Here is a 12829-nt window from a genome sequence, read left to right as displayed (position 1 = left end):
GATTTGAGCGCTTGGTGTGGCGCAGCACCCCAAACCGCCCCACCGCCTGATGGCGATTAGCTCCCTCCCCAATCCCCGCCATGCGCCGCTGCAACGCCGACCAAATTCAGGGCGGCTGTCTCCTCATCCGTCGGCAAGAACCGATCCTGGTACTCCTGGCTGGACAGGAACACATCGAAATAGGTCAGCGGCGTGTCGGCATCAGCCAGTTCCTCCTGCCAATAGGCGTAGCCCTCGGCACCCGGGGCGCGATTGAGCAGCCCGACGTAGAACAGATCCAGCATCACCGCCTCGGCACTGATGGCCTGGTATTCGGCACTGTTGGCCAGCTCCAGCAAGAAGTGGTTGGTGGTTGGAGTGAGGAAGTTGGGCGTTGACATGGGAATCCCCTTGGGCTTCAGTTAGCAATCATGATTCATTCGTGACGAAGGTCGGCGATCGGGCGTCTCGCCCGGGATGTTTTCTGATATCCACAGGTCGCGCCCGCAGGCGCTGGCGCCCACTCGCCGCCAACCCTGCCGAGTAAAGAGGCGCCGCCAGGCGCGGCTCATCAAACGGGGATTTTCGGTTTCAAAGGCGATGGCGGTCGCGCCGCCGCGGCCTAACCGAGGGTCGGCGAGCAGCGCGCGCATGGCTTGCAGCAGGCCGACCGCCAGGCGGACATGACCACGGGCGCTCGGGTGCAGATGGCTGCGGTAATAGAGCACGCGGCGCTCCTGCCCGTTATCCGCCAGCTCGCCGGGGTAGAGGCTGCCGATGCCCACCAGGGCGTCGCTGCCGGCACGCACCAGAAAGCAGACCTCATCGACACGCCGTTGCGCTTCCGCAGGCGGCAGCAGTTGCTGCTCCAGCCAGAAGGCGACGATCTCGGCTTGCTCCGGCGCGCTCTGGCGCTGATAGACATCGAGCACGCGATAGCCGGCATGGGTGAACAGTTCGGTGGCCGGGGCGGGGGTGGGCGCCTGGCTCGGGGCGCGGCAGGCCGGCCACCGGCGCTCGGGTGTGACCGGGGCGCCTGACGGTGGGCTTGGTGATGACCAAGCCGTTACTGCCGGGGAAGCTGACCAAGCGCTCGATGTCATCCTCCTGCAGGCCGAGGGCGCGCGGGCGGCGGGCGGCGGGGATGACCACCAGATCGAACAGCTCTTCGACCAGATTGCCGAAACGCAGCCAGTGGATGACCGCACCGCGGTCGAGATCCACCACCATCAGCCCGCACTGGGCCTGCTGGCCGTCGGCGGCCAGGCGCTGCTCCAGGGCCAGGCCGCCGAAGCTGGTGGAGCGCAGTTGCGACAGGCCGATGAGGGCAAAGCGGTCATGAAAGGCCAGACCACGCACGAAGCCAGGGCCGTAGGCGACAGGGACGAAGCGTTCGCCATCCAGATAACCCAGCTCGCCGCTGCCGGAGTTGAGCAGCCAGAGGCGCTCGCGGTACCAGCGCGGCGAGTGGGGCATCGATAGCCCGCTGGCGGCGATGCTGTTGCTCGGCAGGTGCAGCACCACCCCGCCCTCCTGGCGATGCTGGCGCCAGCCGGCGGGGATGTCGGTGGGCATTTTGCGTACCTCCTTTCGCGATCATGGCAAGATGTGCCATACCCAGCATGGGCGCATTACCGGTTGTTCACTGGAGCAACTCAAACTCCTGCAGTTGGCGTTCCGCGAGCGCGTGGTTCCCGTCGATGACCCGCAGGCCTTCCAGATTCTCAACAGCCGCGAATACGGCGCCAGCTACGCCATCCTGGCCATTGCCAAACAACTGGGCTTGCACCGTATTCTCTACTCGCGTGGCGAACCCTGGGTCAGCAGCGCACTGGCAATGATCGTCGGTCGCTTGGTCCATGCCGGAAGCAAGCTCGCCTTATGCAACCATCATCCCAATACCTGCCTGTGGGAACTGTGCGGAATTAATGACGCCCCCAAGGTTGATACGCACTGCTATGAACCCATGGACCGGCTGTTACAGCGTCAAAAGGCCATTCAGAAAACCCTGGCCGGGCGTCATCTGCGCAATGGACAGGTGATCCTCTACGATATCACCAGCGTTTATTTTGAAGGCGACGACAAAGACAGCGAACTGGTCGCCTTTGGCTATCACCGCGATGGCAAGAAAAGCCGTGAGCAGATTGTCGTCGGGCTCATTTGTAATGACCAAGGTTGCCCGGTTGGCGTGGAAGTCTACGCGGGCAATACCAAGGATGAAACCACCGTGGTCGATAAAGTGCATGAGATCAAAGCCTGCCTTAAAAGATCATGGGGCATTGAGAAGGTCATCTTTGTCGGTGATCGCGGGATGGTCACCCGCGGCACGATTGACAAGCTCAAAGATGAGAAGGACTTGCAAACCATCGGCGCGCTGACCCACGGTGAGATGATGACGCTGCTGAAGAACAAGGTGATCACCCTTGATCTGTTCGATGAGCGCACTATCCATGAGGTCAGTGACCCTGAGGATCCGACCCGCCGCTACTGCCTCTGTCGCAACCCGCAGACGGCTGTACGCGAGTCGCAGACGCGCCAACGGCTGCTCGATCTCACCACTAAGACCCTGACGGAGATCGCGGCCTACAAGCGTGCCACAACCGTTGAGAAGCTCGGTGCGCGTGTCGGCAAGGTTCTGGCCAAATACAAGATGGGAAAGTTCATCCAATGGGCGATCGAGGCCGACCCGCAACAGGAAAAATCTTGCCAGCATCGTCTGACCTGGTCGATTAAAACCGAGAAGGTGGAGCACGAGAAGCGCTTCGACGGCTGCTATGTCATCACAAGCGATGTTGACAAGGAGCAGATGAAGACCTTGGACGTGGTGCGCGCCTATAAGAGCCTCACCTTTGTCGAACGCGCCTTTCGCAATCTCAAGACCGTGCAGCTGGAGATTCGCCCGGTTTATCACAAGACCGATGACCGGATTCGCAGTCATGTCTTTCTCTGTATGCTGGCCTATTATCTGCAATGGCACATGGAGCAACGGCTCGCGCCGTTATTTGCCAATGATGGCAAGGGCGAAGACAGACGCTGGACATTCCGTGGGGTGATTGATAGCTTGGCGCAGATCACGTGCAATCGCATTGCGGTCAACGGCGCTGAGTTCGATCAAAATAGCATTCCAACACCCGAGCAAGAACAGATCCTGGAGCTCCTGCAAGTCACGATGTAGCCACCCGCGTGAAATCCGAAATTGCCATCCAGCCCAGTAGTGGCGGGGGATTTCGGTCGGTCTGTAAAAAGAAAGTCAGACTAATTCAACCGACTGACAGCCTGGTGCCAAGCTGACAAGGGGAGCGACCCCTTTGCTTGGGCCATGGGAAGCCGGGTGGGGAAAACCGGGTGGGAAAACGTGACCGCGCCCGATCTTCGCCTGGGTTGGAGCATTTGCGGCGCGCGTTGATTTATTATTCGCCCACTGTCGCACACCGCCTTTCTCAACAGGGAGTCGTCCCCGTCATGCAGATTGCCAATCCCATTTACGATGTGGTCTTTAAGTTCTTGCTTGAGGACAATGAGAGCGCAAAGCTGTTGATAGGCACCATTATTGGCGAGGACATTCTCGCGCTCGAGTTTCGCCCGCAAGAGCGCAGTCACAAGATCGACGTCGGTGGCGAGCGCTTTCTGACCGTCTATCGCATGGACTTCGCCGCGCGCATTCGCAATACCGAAGGCGAGGAGCGCCAGGTGCTGATCGAGCTGCAAAAGGCCAAGTTCCCGACCGACATCATGCGCTTTCGCCGTTACCTTGGTAGCCAGTACAGCGATCCCGACAACACCCGCCTGGTCACCCTCGATCAGATCCAGGACCGCAAGGTACGCCAGGGTCTGCCCCTGCTGACCATCTATTTCCTCGGACATCGCCTGGAACACAGTCGCGCCCCGGTGATTCGCGTGCGCCGCGATATCGTCGATCTCACCACCGGCGAGCCACTCGCGGAGAAAGAACCCTTCATCGAAGGGCTGACCCACGACAGCTACATCATTCAGATCCCGGAGCTACACCGCGAGCGGCGCACCGAGGTTGAACGCATGCTGCAAATCTTTGATCAGGGGTTAATCATTGGTGACAAGCACGTACTCGCACTCGACGAGGCCGAGGTGCCGCCCCGCTATCGCCCGCTCGTTCGACGCCTGCAACGCGCGCGCGCCGAACCGGAGATTGCCGAGGTGATGGAATTGGAGGATGAAATTTTGCAGGAACTGCAAGAGCATGAGCGCGCCCAGGAGCGACTGCGACGACACGCCGAGCAGGCTCGGGCTCAGGCGGAGCAGGCTCGGGCTCAGACGGAGCAGGCTCGGGCTCAGGCGGAGCAGGCTCGGGCTCAGACGGAGCAGGCTCGGGCTCAGGCGGAGCAGGCTCGGGCTCAGGCGGAGCTGGAGCGCTTGGAAAAGGAACAAGCGCGCGAGCAAGCCAACGAAGCCCAAGCCCGGGCCGAGCAGCAGCAGGCCCAGAACGACCACTTACGCGCCCTGCTGCAACAGGCGGGGATTGATCCGGAGGACAGCCGCGGCGGTTGACTTGGCGCGGTGATGTCCACAGTGCGGTCTGCGGCGGTGCGTACTACTTCCTCCTGCGCGCCCCGCGCCAGACCGGCAAGAACACCTCCATGCTCGCCCTGGACAAGCGGCTGAATGCCGAGGGCCGCTGCATCGCATTGACCATCACCGACTGCAATCGCATCGACTTTGCCGCCCGCCAGCCGCACGGCGTTGAGTGCATCGGCGCGGCGCTCGATCCCGAACATCCGCCGGTGATTGCTAGCCTGGCGCCTCCTTTTGGCGTGCAGGACGTGCGCCGGGACGCCCAGGGACGCGCCCATCCCGGAGTCATTGTGTATCTTCTCGGCGCGCTCGACCGCACCAAGACGCCCTAGGCGCCATCGACCCGGTCGCCGCGGTTGGGGCTCGGCCCCGGAGATTGGGCTGCTATACTAAGCTTCTAGCCTAGCCAATAGGCTTCACCCATTTCGGTCTCTCGCGACAAGTGCGCGGGCGACCACCACTCGCGGAGGCCCGAAAGACCATGTGCAATACCTGCGGCTGTAACATCACACCCGGCAACGCGCATCTGGTGATCGGCGAAGGTCGCCATGCGCACGCGTCCAATGGCCAGGCCAGCGTCGAGGTGCTGCGCAATCTGCTTGGCGAGAATAATCATCAGGCCGCGCACAACCGCCAGCACTTCAATGCCCATGGGGTCCTGGCCATCAATCTGATGTCCTCGCCCGGCGCCGGCAAAACCAGCCTGCTCGAGGCCACCATCGATGCGCTCGCCAAAGAGGCGCGCATCGCCGTGATCGAGGGCGATCTGGAGACCGAAAACGACGCCGAGCGGATTCGCGCTCATGGCGTGCCGGCGGTGCAGATCGCCACCGGCAGTGCCTGCCATCTCGATGCCCATCTGGTGCACGATGCCCTGCACCGGCTCGACCTCGAGCAACTTGATCTGCTGTTTATCGAGAACGTCGGCAATCTGGTTTGCCCGGCCAGCTTTGATCTGGGGCAGCATCGGCAAGTCGCGCTGCTGTCCGTGCCCGAGGGCGATGACAAGCCGGCAAAATATCCGGTCATGTTCCGCGCAGCCGAGCTGGTGCTGCTGACCAAGACCGACCTGCTGCCGGTACTGACGGATTTCTCGCCGGAACGGGCCGAGCGTTATCTGCGCCAACTCGCCAGCGAGGCGCCATTCCTGCACACGGCGGCACGCGGCGCGGGAGCCGGCATCTCCGCCTGGCTCGACTGGCTGCGCGCGGAACTGGCGCTGGTTCAGGCGCGGGCCCAAGCACTGGAGGAGACCAACGAACTCCCGGATCATCATCACCATCACCATCACCATCACCACGGACAGCATCAAGATCCGCATCACCAGGGGCCGATGCATCAAGGGGTCCATCGGCAGGCCCACCATCATGCACAGGGACATTCGCACCATGACTAATGCAAAGTTAATCGCGTTCGCGTCGCTGGTATCGCGCTTGGGAGGACTTGCCGCAAAGCCGAGGTCGCCTGTGGTACTGCACCCGGGGTTGTCCCTGGCGGCCCTGGTGGTGATGGGGCTCATGCTGGTTGGCGTCGGAGCGCAGGCGGAGGATGATGCCCAAGCTGATCCTGCCAGGCAGGATGCGGCGGCGGTTTACGTCAGCGACAACACCTTTGCCGAGGTGATGGACGGTCTGCGCCTGGCGATCGAGGAACGCGGACTTGTGATTAACAACATCATGCACATGAACGAGATGCTCGAGCGCACCGGCGCCGACCTCGCCATGGATGGGGCACTGTTCGGCGAGGCGCGGTCGGTTGAGTTCTGCAGCGCGGTGCTGTCGCGGCGGATGATCGCCGAGGATCCCTCGCGCATCGTCAACTGTCCCTTCATCATCGCGGTATACAGCTTGCCCGATGAACCCGACAAGACCCTGGTTGCGCACCGCCGCTTTGGCGCCGATGAACTGGCCAACAGCGAGGTCATGCCCGAGGTGGCCCAGATGCTTCAGGAGATTGCCGAGCAAGCAGTGAGCTGGTAGTTCAGCACAGGATGAATTGGACTTGGTGAACACAGCATGCAAGCATGGCTGGCAGTCACGACAGGTGGCAACCGCAATGCACGAGCGTCTTGGCCCGAGTGGGAGCTGTGCTAATATGCCCGCATTGAAAAACCGTGGCGACACCGTCGACCGCGCGCGATGGACTCGGGGATCCTAGGGTATGAAACAGAGCAGATACCAATCGGCCACCATCAAGCCCATCGTCAAGCTGGGCGTGATCCTGGCCGCCTTGGCCGCTACCGGCTGCGCCACCATGCCTCAGGAATACGGCGACCCGCGCGACCCCTGGCAGCCCTACAACCGAGCCATGTTCAAGTTCAATACCGACTTTGACAACGCCTTCATCAAACCCACGGCGCAGGCCTACCAGAAGGTCACTCCGGAGCCTGTCAACCGCGGCGTGACCAACTTTTTCGACAACATCGCCGACCTCACCTCGGCAGTGAACAATCTGCTGCAGTTCAAGGTTTCGCGCACCGGCAGCGATGTGGGCCGGATTCTGGTCAATTCCACTGTTGGCGTGCTTGGCATCTTCGATGTCGCCACCAACCTTGGCATCCCCAGCTACAAGGAGGACTTCGGCCAGACGCTCGGCTACTGGGGCTTTGCCAATGGACCCTATTTCGTCATGCCAATCATAGGGCCCAGCACAGTGCGCGACACCCTTGGCTTTGCTGGCGATGTGGCCGTCGATCCTTTCTACAGCATCAACAAAAACGAGATTTACTGGGGCTTTATCGCGGTGCGAGTCATCGACAAACGGGCAGGGTTACTGACCGCAAGCGCGATTTTCAATGAAGCAGCCATCGACCGCTACAGCTTTGTTCGCGACGCCTACCTGCAACGCCGCGCCAACCAGGTCAGGGACGGTGATCCGAGCGATGACGTGATCGACCCAGAGGCCTGGGATTTGGACTTTGCCGACTAGGGCCACGCGACCAGCCCAACCGATTAGCCTTATAGAGTACGCGCGCGATCTCCAACGAGAACCAATAGCAATGGACGACACCCTCAAACGCTTGCTCGACGCCGAAGTGCGCGCCGAGAAAATCGCCCAGGACGCCGAGCGCGAACAAGAGCGCGTGATCCAGCGGGCGATGCAGGACGCTCGTCTCGCCGAGGAGCGTTTCCGCGCCTCCATTCCCGAACTCCACCGCGGTCAGATCGACAAAGCCGATGAGCGCGCCGGACAAACGGTGGCGGAACTGCGCCGCCGCTACGACGAACGCCACATCCAATTACGCGACATGGCCGAGCAGCGCGAGGACGAAGCGCTGGAAGCGGCTTTCGCGCTGCTCATAGACACCCGCCTGTGAGCACATCACCTCTCGCACCGCCGCCACTCGCATGAGCGCCGCCGCGCACGCCTATCTCAACACTCGGGTCTCGGTCATGAGCGCCCGGCTGCTGAATCCTGATCGGGCCAATGCCCTGCTGGGACTCGCACTGCCGGAACTGGCCGAGCGCCTGGGGCTGCAGTCGGTGATCGAGGATCAGCTCTCCGCCCACGCCAAGGCGCGCGCGGTCGAGCAGGCGCTGATGCAGACCTTGCTCGCCGATGTCGCCGTGCTGATCCGCCCGATGAATCCGGCCGAGCGCGCCCTGCTGCTGAGTTGGGCACGGCGTTATGCGCTCTTTAACCTAAAAACCCTAATCCGCGGCAAACTCTACCATCTCGACCCTGGCGAGATACGCAAGGATCTCTACGACCTGCCACCTGGCCTGCGCCTGGCACGTGATGAGCTCTTCCGAACCGAGAATGTGCTGGAGCTGCTGCGCGTGCTTGAACGCGGCCCCTTCAGTCTGCTCGCCCGCCAGGCGCGCGAGGTCTATGAGCAAAAGCGCGAGCCCTTCGCCTTGGAAGCCGCCATCGATCAGCAGTACTACAACGATCTGGTACGCCAGACCATGCGGTTTCAGGGTGCCAGTCTGCAACCTCTGCGGCGGCTCATGGGCGCGTTGCTTGACCGTGTCGATCTGATGTGGATGCTACGCTTTCGCTTTGCCTATGGCTTCTCACCAAGCGAGACCTTCTATCAGCTGGTGCCCTCGCCGCGCCTGCTGCATCGCGAGCGCCTGCTCGCGTTGGTCAACCATGAGAACCTGCGTCAACTGCTCGACGCCCTGCCGGAGCCGCTGGCCGCGCGCATGGCCGATGCCGGGGATCTCCTGGAGGTTCAGCGTCGTGCCGTTGCCCATCAGGCCGAGGAAACGCGCCATATCCTGACCCAAAGCGCCTCCGGCGTGGCCCGCGCCTTGGCCTATTTGATGCTGCGCGAAATGGATCTGATGTTACTCTTTGCGCTCCTGCAGGGTGGACTCCTCGGGTTGCCGCCGGATGTGATTAAAAGCGCGGTTGATCCGCACGCTTTTGGAGCAGCCAATGGGGGTGGCGCTCTGGCGGCAGCGGCCTGATGCTGGCACCAACCTCAAGTGATCGCCCATGACTTCTCGTTTTTTTAATCCCGCCCGCGCGAACCACCCATGATGCGCCTGAACTCCGCCTCTGCCGTCGCCGCCAGACAGGCCGCTCGCTTGGCCAACGATCTCGCCTGCCATTTGGGCGCCGGACTCTCCTGGCTGTGGCAACTCATCCGCGGGGAGGTCGAGGACGATACCCGCCCGCGCCTGTTGCCGCTGCCGATGCAGCATGTGCGCCTGATGCTGATGGCCGAGGATCTGCCACGCGCATCCCTGGCGCTGGCTGAGACCGCACAGTTTCATCCCGACACCCGTCCGCCAGAGGAACAAGCGCTGGCAAACCCGCCAGGCCGTGACTATCGCGAGACCTTTGCCATGGCGCGCTCGCGCCTGGACAAGATCGCCCGCATCCTTGAGCTTGAGGACAGTCCTGAGCCGGGCCAGACACGGGTGATCGATCATGACGACCTCGCGGCACTCAATCAGCAGCTCGGCACCCTGTGGGAAGACGCTTCGCGTCTGGAGGAGGACTTCCGCCGCCTTGACGAGGAAGAACGGGTGCTGCGCGAACAGGAGGCAGCGCTCGAGAACTTCGCCAATCTCAATGTCGACCTAGGGGCGCTCAAGCGCAAGACCCGCTTTCTTGATTTCTACATTGGTCTGGTGCCGCGCGAAAATGTCAGCCGACTCGAGGGCGCGGTGGCTTTGGCCGGACATCTGCTGCTACATTTCCTACAACGCGATAATCACGCCCATGTGGTCATCATCGGCCCTAGCGGCGAGCGCGAGAAGCAACTGGCCTCGGTGCTGAGTTCCGCCGGCTTTCAGGCGCTGCCGATTCCCGAGGGCATTACCGATAAGACTCCGGAGCAGTTGGAAGCCGATTTCCGCGCTCGCCACCAAGCACTTGAAGCACGCCGGGGCGCACTCAAACAAAGACTCGTCGACTTGCGAACCAAACATTGCGAGCAACTGCTCGACGCGCGCCGGATGCTGTTGCTGGCCGAACCGCTGGTGACCCTGGACCCGTCCATTCATGGGGTAAAAAGCCTGGCGGTGCTCTGTGGCTGGGTGCCAACACGCGCCATCGAGCGACTGCGAGAGAACCTAGGCGCCCATCTGCAGCTGCCTTTCGCCCTTGAGACCCGCCGCCCTACCGCCGCCGAGCGCCCGCTGGTGCCCACGGTGCCCACACACAATCGACTACTTGCCCCCTTCTCGACCCTGGTCAAGCAGTATGGCATCCCGCAATACGGCGAGATCGACCCCACGCCGCTGTTCGCGGTGACCTTTCTACTCATGTTCGGCATGATGTTTGGTGATGTCGGCCATGGCGCAGTGATCGCGCTGGCGGCTTATCTGGCGCGCGCCAAGCTCAAAAATTTCGCGGCCTTTGGCATGGCCGCCGGTGTCTCCTCAATGCTGTTCGGCTTTGTCTTCGGCAGCATCTTTGGCGTCGAGCATTGGCTGCCGGCGCTGTGGATGCCTCCCCTGCAAGATCCCATCACCCTGCTCAAGGTCGCGCTGGTCTGGGGCATAGTCTTTATCATCGCCGCCTGTTCGCTCGGTATTTACAACCGCTTTGCCGTCGGCAACATTCAGGGTGCTCTACTGGCGCCACATGGCCTGGTCAATCTGCTGTTCTATTTAGGTTTTCTGACCGGCGGTTGGAACCTGGCAACCCGTGGCGGCTTTGGCCTCTGGCCAGGGGTGATCGTCCTGGGTTCGCTCGCGACCCTGGCGGTGCATCAATGGCGACACCTGTCCGGGCCGGTCGGTGAGAAAATGCTGGTGGTTTTCATCGAGACCCTGGACACTGTGATCGTCTACCTGTCCAATACCCTGTCCTTTCTGCGCGTCTCCGCGTTCAGCCTCAACCATGCAGCCCTGGCCATTGCCATTTTCACGCTCGCCGACATGCTCGGCACCTTTGGTACCATAGTGACCCTGATCCTTGGCAACCTCTTTATCCTGGTGCTTGAAGGCGGCATTGTGATGATCCAGGTGATGCGGTTGCAGTATTACGAAGGATTTTCACGCTATTTCTCGGGTGATGGTCATGAATTTGCCCCGCTGCGGTTTGGGGAAGTTAAGAAGTTAAGAAGTTAAGAAGTTAAGAGGTGGTTAGCACAGCTGAAGAAAGTAAAGCGTGATGAGTTAATCATTCGGTCAGTCAGTAACAGCACGACGGAGGTGGCCCGGCAATATTTAGCGCCATCGGCGAGGAAGCTAAGACGAGAAAGTTGAGGATATGCCACGAGCGGCGATGTCTGAAGGCTGTTGCCATTTCTCTTCTTAACTTCTTCATCTTCCTAACTTCTTCACTCTGACTTTAAGGAGTCGCTCACATGTACTGGCTCGTTGTTCTGATGTCCCTGGCCATCTTCTCGCTGGTGGCGAGCGGCCTCTATCTGGAGTTCCGACCGGCACAGGCGGCGCGCACCCGAACCTGGTTCAAGCCTGTGCTCAGCACCCAACTGCTCGGTTTTTTTGGCGCCCTGATCGGCATTCTGGTACTGGGCATCGGTGATGTCATGGCCGAGGCCGGCGAGGCCGCGACTCAGGCGGTCGAGATCTCCACCGGCATGGGTTTGGCTATTCTTGGTGTCGGCATCCCCACCGGGCTTTCGACCATCGGCGCGGGCATCGCGGTTGGCCCCATCGGCGCTGCCTCCCTGGCCGCGGTCATGGAACGTCCCGAAGCCCTCGGTCGCAGTCTGATCTTCCTTGGTCTGGCCGAGGGTATCGCCATCTACGGGCTGGTCATGAGTATCCTGTTGCTGAACCGCATCTGATAGCCTGCCAATGATCACTACGCTTTTTTGGCCCGGTTTGATCGCATGAGTGAGATACTGTCACTCAATGCGCAGACACGCATGCTTTTCCTTGGCGAGCAGGCGTTGGCGGATGGGTTTCGGCTGATCGGCTTTGAGACCCATCCCGATCCCACGCCCGAGGAGGTCGATAAGCGTCTGCGGGAATTACAGCGCGAGCGCGCCCGTGCCTACGTGATCGTCGATGATGATCTGATGCGGGCCGATATACCGGGCCTGCAACAGGTACGACGCGAGGGCGGGCGCATTGTGGTCATCTCCGTGCCACGCCTGCAGGCCGACCCGCGGCTGTACAGCGATGTCGCCGCGCGCCTGAGCGCCATGTTCGGCGGCTCGAACCTGCAACAATAGACTAACCACTGGCCACTAACCACTGGCCACTGCCCCACACAGGCTCGACCGTGAATCAAGCACAAGACCTCGAACAAGCCATACTCGCGCGCGCCGAGCGCCTGGCGCGGGAATACCGTGATCGCGGCGAGCGCAGTCGCGATGCCATTCTTCGCGAGGCGGCAGAGAAGCTACGCCTGCGCGAGGAGCGTGAGGACAGTATCGCCAAGTCTCTCGGCGAGCGCAGCTTCCGCCAGCAGGTGCAGGCGCAGGAGCTCAAAATGCAGAGCGACCTCGATCGCACGCGCTGGAATCTGGTGCGCAATGTCGAGGCGCGACTAACCGAGCGCATGCTCGCTCACGCCGATGATGAAAACATCTATCTCGAGACCCTGAGCGGATTCATCAGCACCGCCGCGCGCGAGATTGAACAGCAGGAGCTGGAAGTCCATGCCAATGCACGCGACCTCAAGCAACTCAAGGCACACTGGGAGCGCATCACCGGCGCATTTCCCGAGGGCACCGCGGTGCGCCTCGCGAGCGATCCCATCGATACTCTGGCCGGAGTGCTGATCGTTAGCGCCGATCAACGCATCCGGGTGGACAATACTTTCGAGGGCCGACTCGCGCGCCTTGGCACCCGCGTCCAGCAGACCATTCTCGAACGTCTGCTGCCGAGCGGCTTCGATACCGGCAACATCTTCGGTGGCTGATACC

At 61.5% G+C, this 12829-nt stretch carries 15 protein-coding genes; 12 read left to right on the top strand and 3 right to left on the bottom strand.

Going from position 1 to position 12829, the window contains the following annotated elements; all coding sequences use genetic code 11:
* Positions 1-56: 56 nt before the first annotated feature.
* The 3 genes from Thiowin_RS22880 to Thiowin_RS22870 are packed head-to-tail and all read right to left on the bottom strand — an operon-like array spanning position 57 to position 1554.
* Positions 57-380, bottom strand: coding sequence for a DUF4214 domain-containing protein (locus tag Thiowin_RS22880; protein ID WP_328985275.1), 324 nt, complete (start codon positions 378-380; stop codon positions 57-59).
* 21 nt (positions 381-401) lie between these two features.
* Positions 402-911, bottom strand: a complete 510-nt coding sequence (locus Thiowin_RS22875) for a hypothetical protein (RefSeq protein ID WP_328985274.1) — start codon at positions 909-911, stop codon at positions 402-404.
* A complete protein-coding gene (locus Thiowin_RS22870; RefSeq protein ID WP_328985273.1) occupies positions 802-1554 on the bottom strand; it encodes a DUF4915 domain-containing protein in 753 nt (250 codons plus the stop codon). The genes Thiowin_RS22875 and Thiowin_RS22870 overlap by 110 nt, the downstream gene beginning before the upstream one ends.
* Here Thiowin_RS22870 and Thiowin_RS22865 point away from each other — a divergent pair.
* The 12 genes from Thiowin_RS22865 to Thiowin_RS22810 all read left to right on the top strand — a co-directional run bounded on the left by Thiowin_RS22865 (position 1541) and on the right by Thiowin_RS22810 (position 12825).
* On the top strand, positions 1541-3154 hold the full coding sequence (locus Thiowin_RS22865) for an IS1634 family transposase (protein WP_328985272.1): 1614 nt from the start codon (positions 1541-1543) through the stop codon (positions 3152-3154). The two genes, Thiowin_RS22870 and Thiowin_RS22865, sit on opposite strands and share 14 nt — an antisense overlap.
* A gap of 287 nt (positions 3155-3441) precedes the next feature.
* Positions 3442-4503, top strand: coding sequence for a hypothetical protein (locus Thiowin_RS22860; RefSeq protein ID WP_328985271.1), 1062 nt, complete (start codon positions 3442-3444; stop codon positions 4501-4503).
* Positions 4500-4859, top strand: a complete 360-nt coding sequence (locus Thiowin_RS22855) for a hypothetical protein (RefSeq protein ID WP_328985270.1) — start codon at positions 4500-4502, stop codon at positions 4857-4859. Before Thiowin_RS22860 ends, Thiowin_RS22855 begins: the two co-directional genes overlap by 4 nt.
* Positions 4860-5008: 149 nt before the next feature.
* Positions 5009-5923 carry a hydrogenase nickel incorporation protein HypB gene (hypB, locus tag Thiowin_RS22850; RefSeq protein ID WP_328985269.1) on the top strand — a complete coding sequence of 305 codons (915 nt, stop codon included), beginning with the start codon at positions 5009-5011 and terminating at the stop codon, positions 5921-5923.
* Positions 5916-6506, top strand: coding sequence for a DUF302 domain-containing protein (locus tag Thiowin_RS22845; RefSeq protein WP_328985268.1), 591 nt, complete (start codon positions 5916-5918; stop codon positions 6504-6506). The genes hypB and Thiowin_RS22845 overlap by 8 nt, the downstream gene beginning before the upstream one ends.
* A 181-nt stretch (positions 6507-6687) precedes the next feature.
* Positions 6688-7455 carry an MlaA family lipoprotein gene (locus Thiowin_RS22840; protein ID WP_328985267.1) on the top strand — a complete coding sequence of 256 codons (768 nt, stop codon included), beginning with the start codon at positions 6688-6690 and terminating at the stop codon, positions 7453-7455.
* Between the two features lie 70 nt (positions 7456-7525).
* Positions 7526-7843, top strand: coding sequence for an ATPase (locus tag Thiowin_RS22835; protein ID WP_328985266.1), 318 nt, complete (start codon positions 7526-7528; stop codon positions 7841-7843).
* Between the two features lie 31 nt (positions 7844-7874).
* On the top strand, positions 7875-8942 hold the full coding sequence (locus Thiowin_RS22830; protein ID WP_328985265.1) for a V0D/AC39 family V-type ATPase subunit: 1068 nt from the start codon (positions 7875-7877) through the stop codon (positions 8940-8942).
* A 228-nt stretch (positions 8943-9170) separates the two neighbouring features.
* Positions 9171-11057 carry a V-type ATP synthase subunit I gene (locus Thiowin_RS22825; protein ID WP_408034249.1) on the top strand — a complete coding sequence of 629 codons (1887 nt, stop codon included), beginning with the start codon at positions 9171-9173 and terminating at the stop codon, positions 11055-11057.
* A gap of 239 nt (positions 11058-11296) precedes the next feature.
* Positions 11297-11743, top strand: a complete 447-nt coding sequence (locus tag Thiowin_RS22820) for an ATP synthase subunit C (RefSeq protein ID WP_328985263.1) — start codon at positions 11297-11299, stop codon at positions 11741-11743.
* Between the two features lie 45 nt (positions 11744-11788).
* Positions 11789-12133: a V-type ATP synthase subunit F gene (locus Thiowin_RS22815; protein ID WP_328985262.1), complete on the top strand. Its 345-nt coding sequence runs from the start codon at positions 11789-11791 to the stop codon at positions 12131-12133.
* Positions 12134-12183: 50 nt separating this feature from the next.
* Positions 12184-12825 (top strand): V-type ATP synthase subunit E, encoded by a 642-nt coding sequence (locus Thiowin_RS22810; protein WP_328985261.1) that lies wholly within the window; start codon positions 12184-12186, stop codon positions 12823-12825.
* Positions 12826-12829: the final 4 nt, after the last annotated feature.

Origin of the sequence: Thiorhodovibrio winogradskyi (genome assembly GCF_036208045.1) — a bacterium.
GTDB lineage: Bacteria > Pseudomonadota > Gammaproteobacteria > Chromatiales > Chromatiaceae > Thiorhodovibrio > Thiorhodovibrio winogradskyi.
This window is presented reverse-complemented; position numbering and strand designations above follow the sequence as displayed.

Coding starts and splice junctions, on each gene's coding strand:
- Thiowin_RS22880 (WP_328985275.1), bottom strand. CDS start 380: ATGTCAACGCCCAACTTCCTCACTCCAACCACCAACCACTTCTTGCTG.
- Thiowin_RS22865 (WP_328985272.1), top strand. CDS start 1,541: ATGTCGGTGGGCATTTTGCGTACCTCCTTTCGCGATCATGGCAAGATG.
- Thiowin_RS22870 (WP_328985273.1), bottom strand. CDS start 1,554: ATGCCCACCGACATCCCCGCCGGCTGGCGCCAGCATCGCCAGGAGGGC.
- Thiowin_RS22860 (WP_328985271.1), top strand. CDS start 3,442: ATGCAGATTGCCAATCCCATTTACGATGTGGTCTTTAAGTTCTTGCTT.
- hypB (WP_328985269.1), top strand. CDS start 5,009: ATGTGCAATACCTGCGGCTGTAACATCACACCCGGCAACGCGCATCTG.
- Thiowin_RS22845 (WP_328985268.1), top strand. CDS start 5,916: ATGACTAATGCAAAGTTAATCGCGTTCGCGTCGCTGGTATCGCGCTTG.
- Thiowin_RS22840 (WP_328985267.1), top strand. CDS start 6,688: ATGAAACAGAGCAGATACCAATCGGCCACCATCAAGCCCATCGTCAAG.
- Thiowin_RS22835 (WP_328985266.1), top strand. CDS start 7,526: ATGGACGACACCCTCAAACGCTTGCTCGACGCCGAAGTGCGCGCCGAG.
- Thiowin_RS22830 (WP_328985265.1), top strand. CDS start 7,875: ATGAGCGCCGCCGCGCACGCCTATCTCAACACTCGGGTCTCGGTCATG.
- Thiowin_RS22825 (WP_408034249.1), top strand. CDS start 9,171: ATGCAGCATGTGCGCCTGATGCTGATGGCCGAGGATCTGCCACGCGCA.
- Thiowin_RS22820 (WP_328985263.1), top strand. CDS start 11,297: ATGTACTGGCTCGTTGTTCTGATGTCCCTGGCCATCTTCTCGCTGGTG.
- Thiowin_RS22815 (WP_328985262.1), top strand. CDS start 11,789: ATGAGTGAGATACTGTCACTCAATGCGCAGACACGCATGCTTTTCCTT.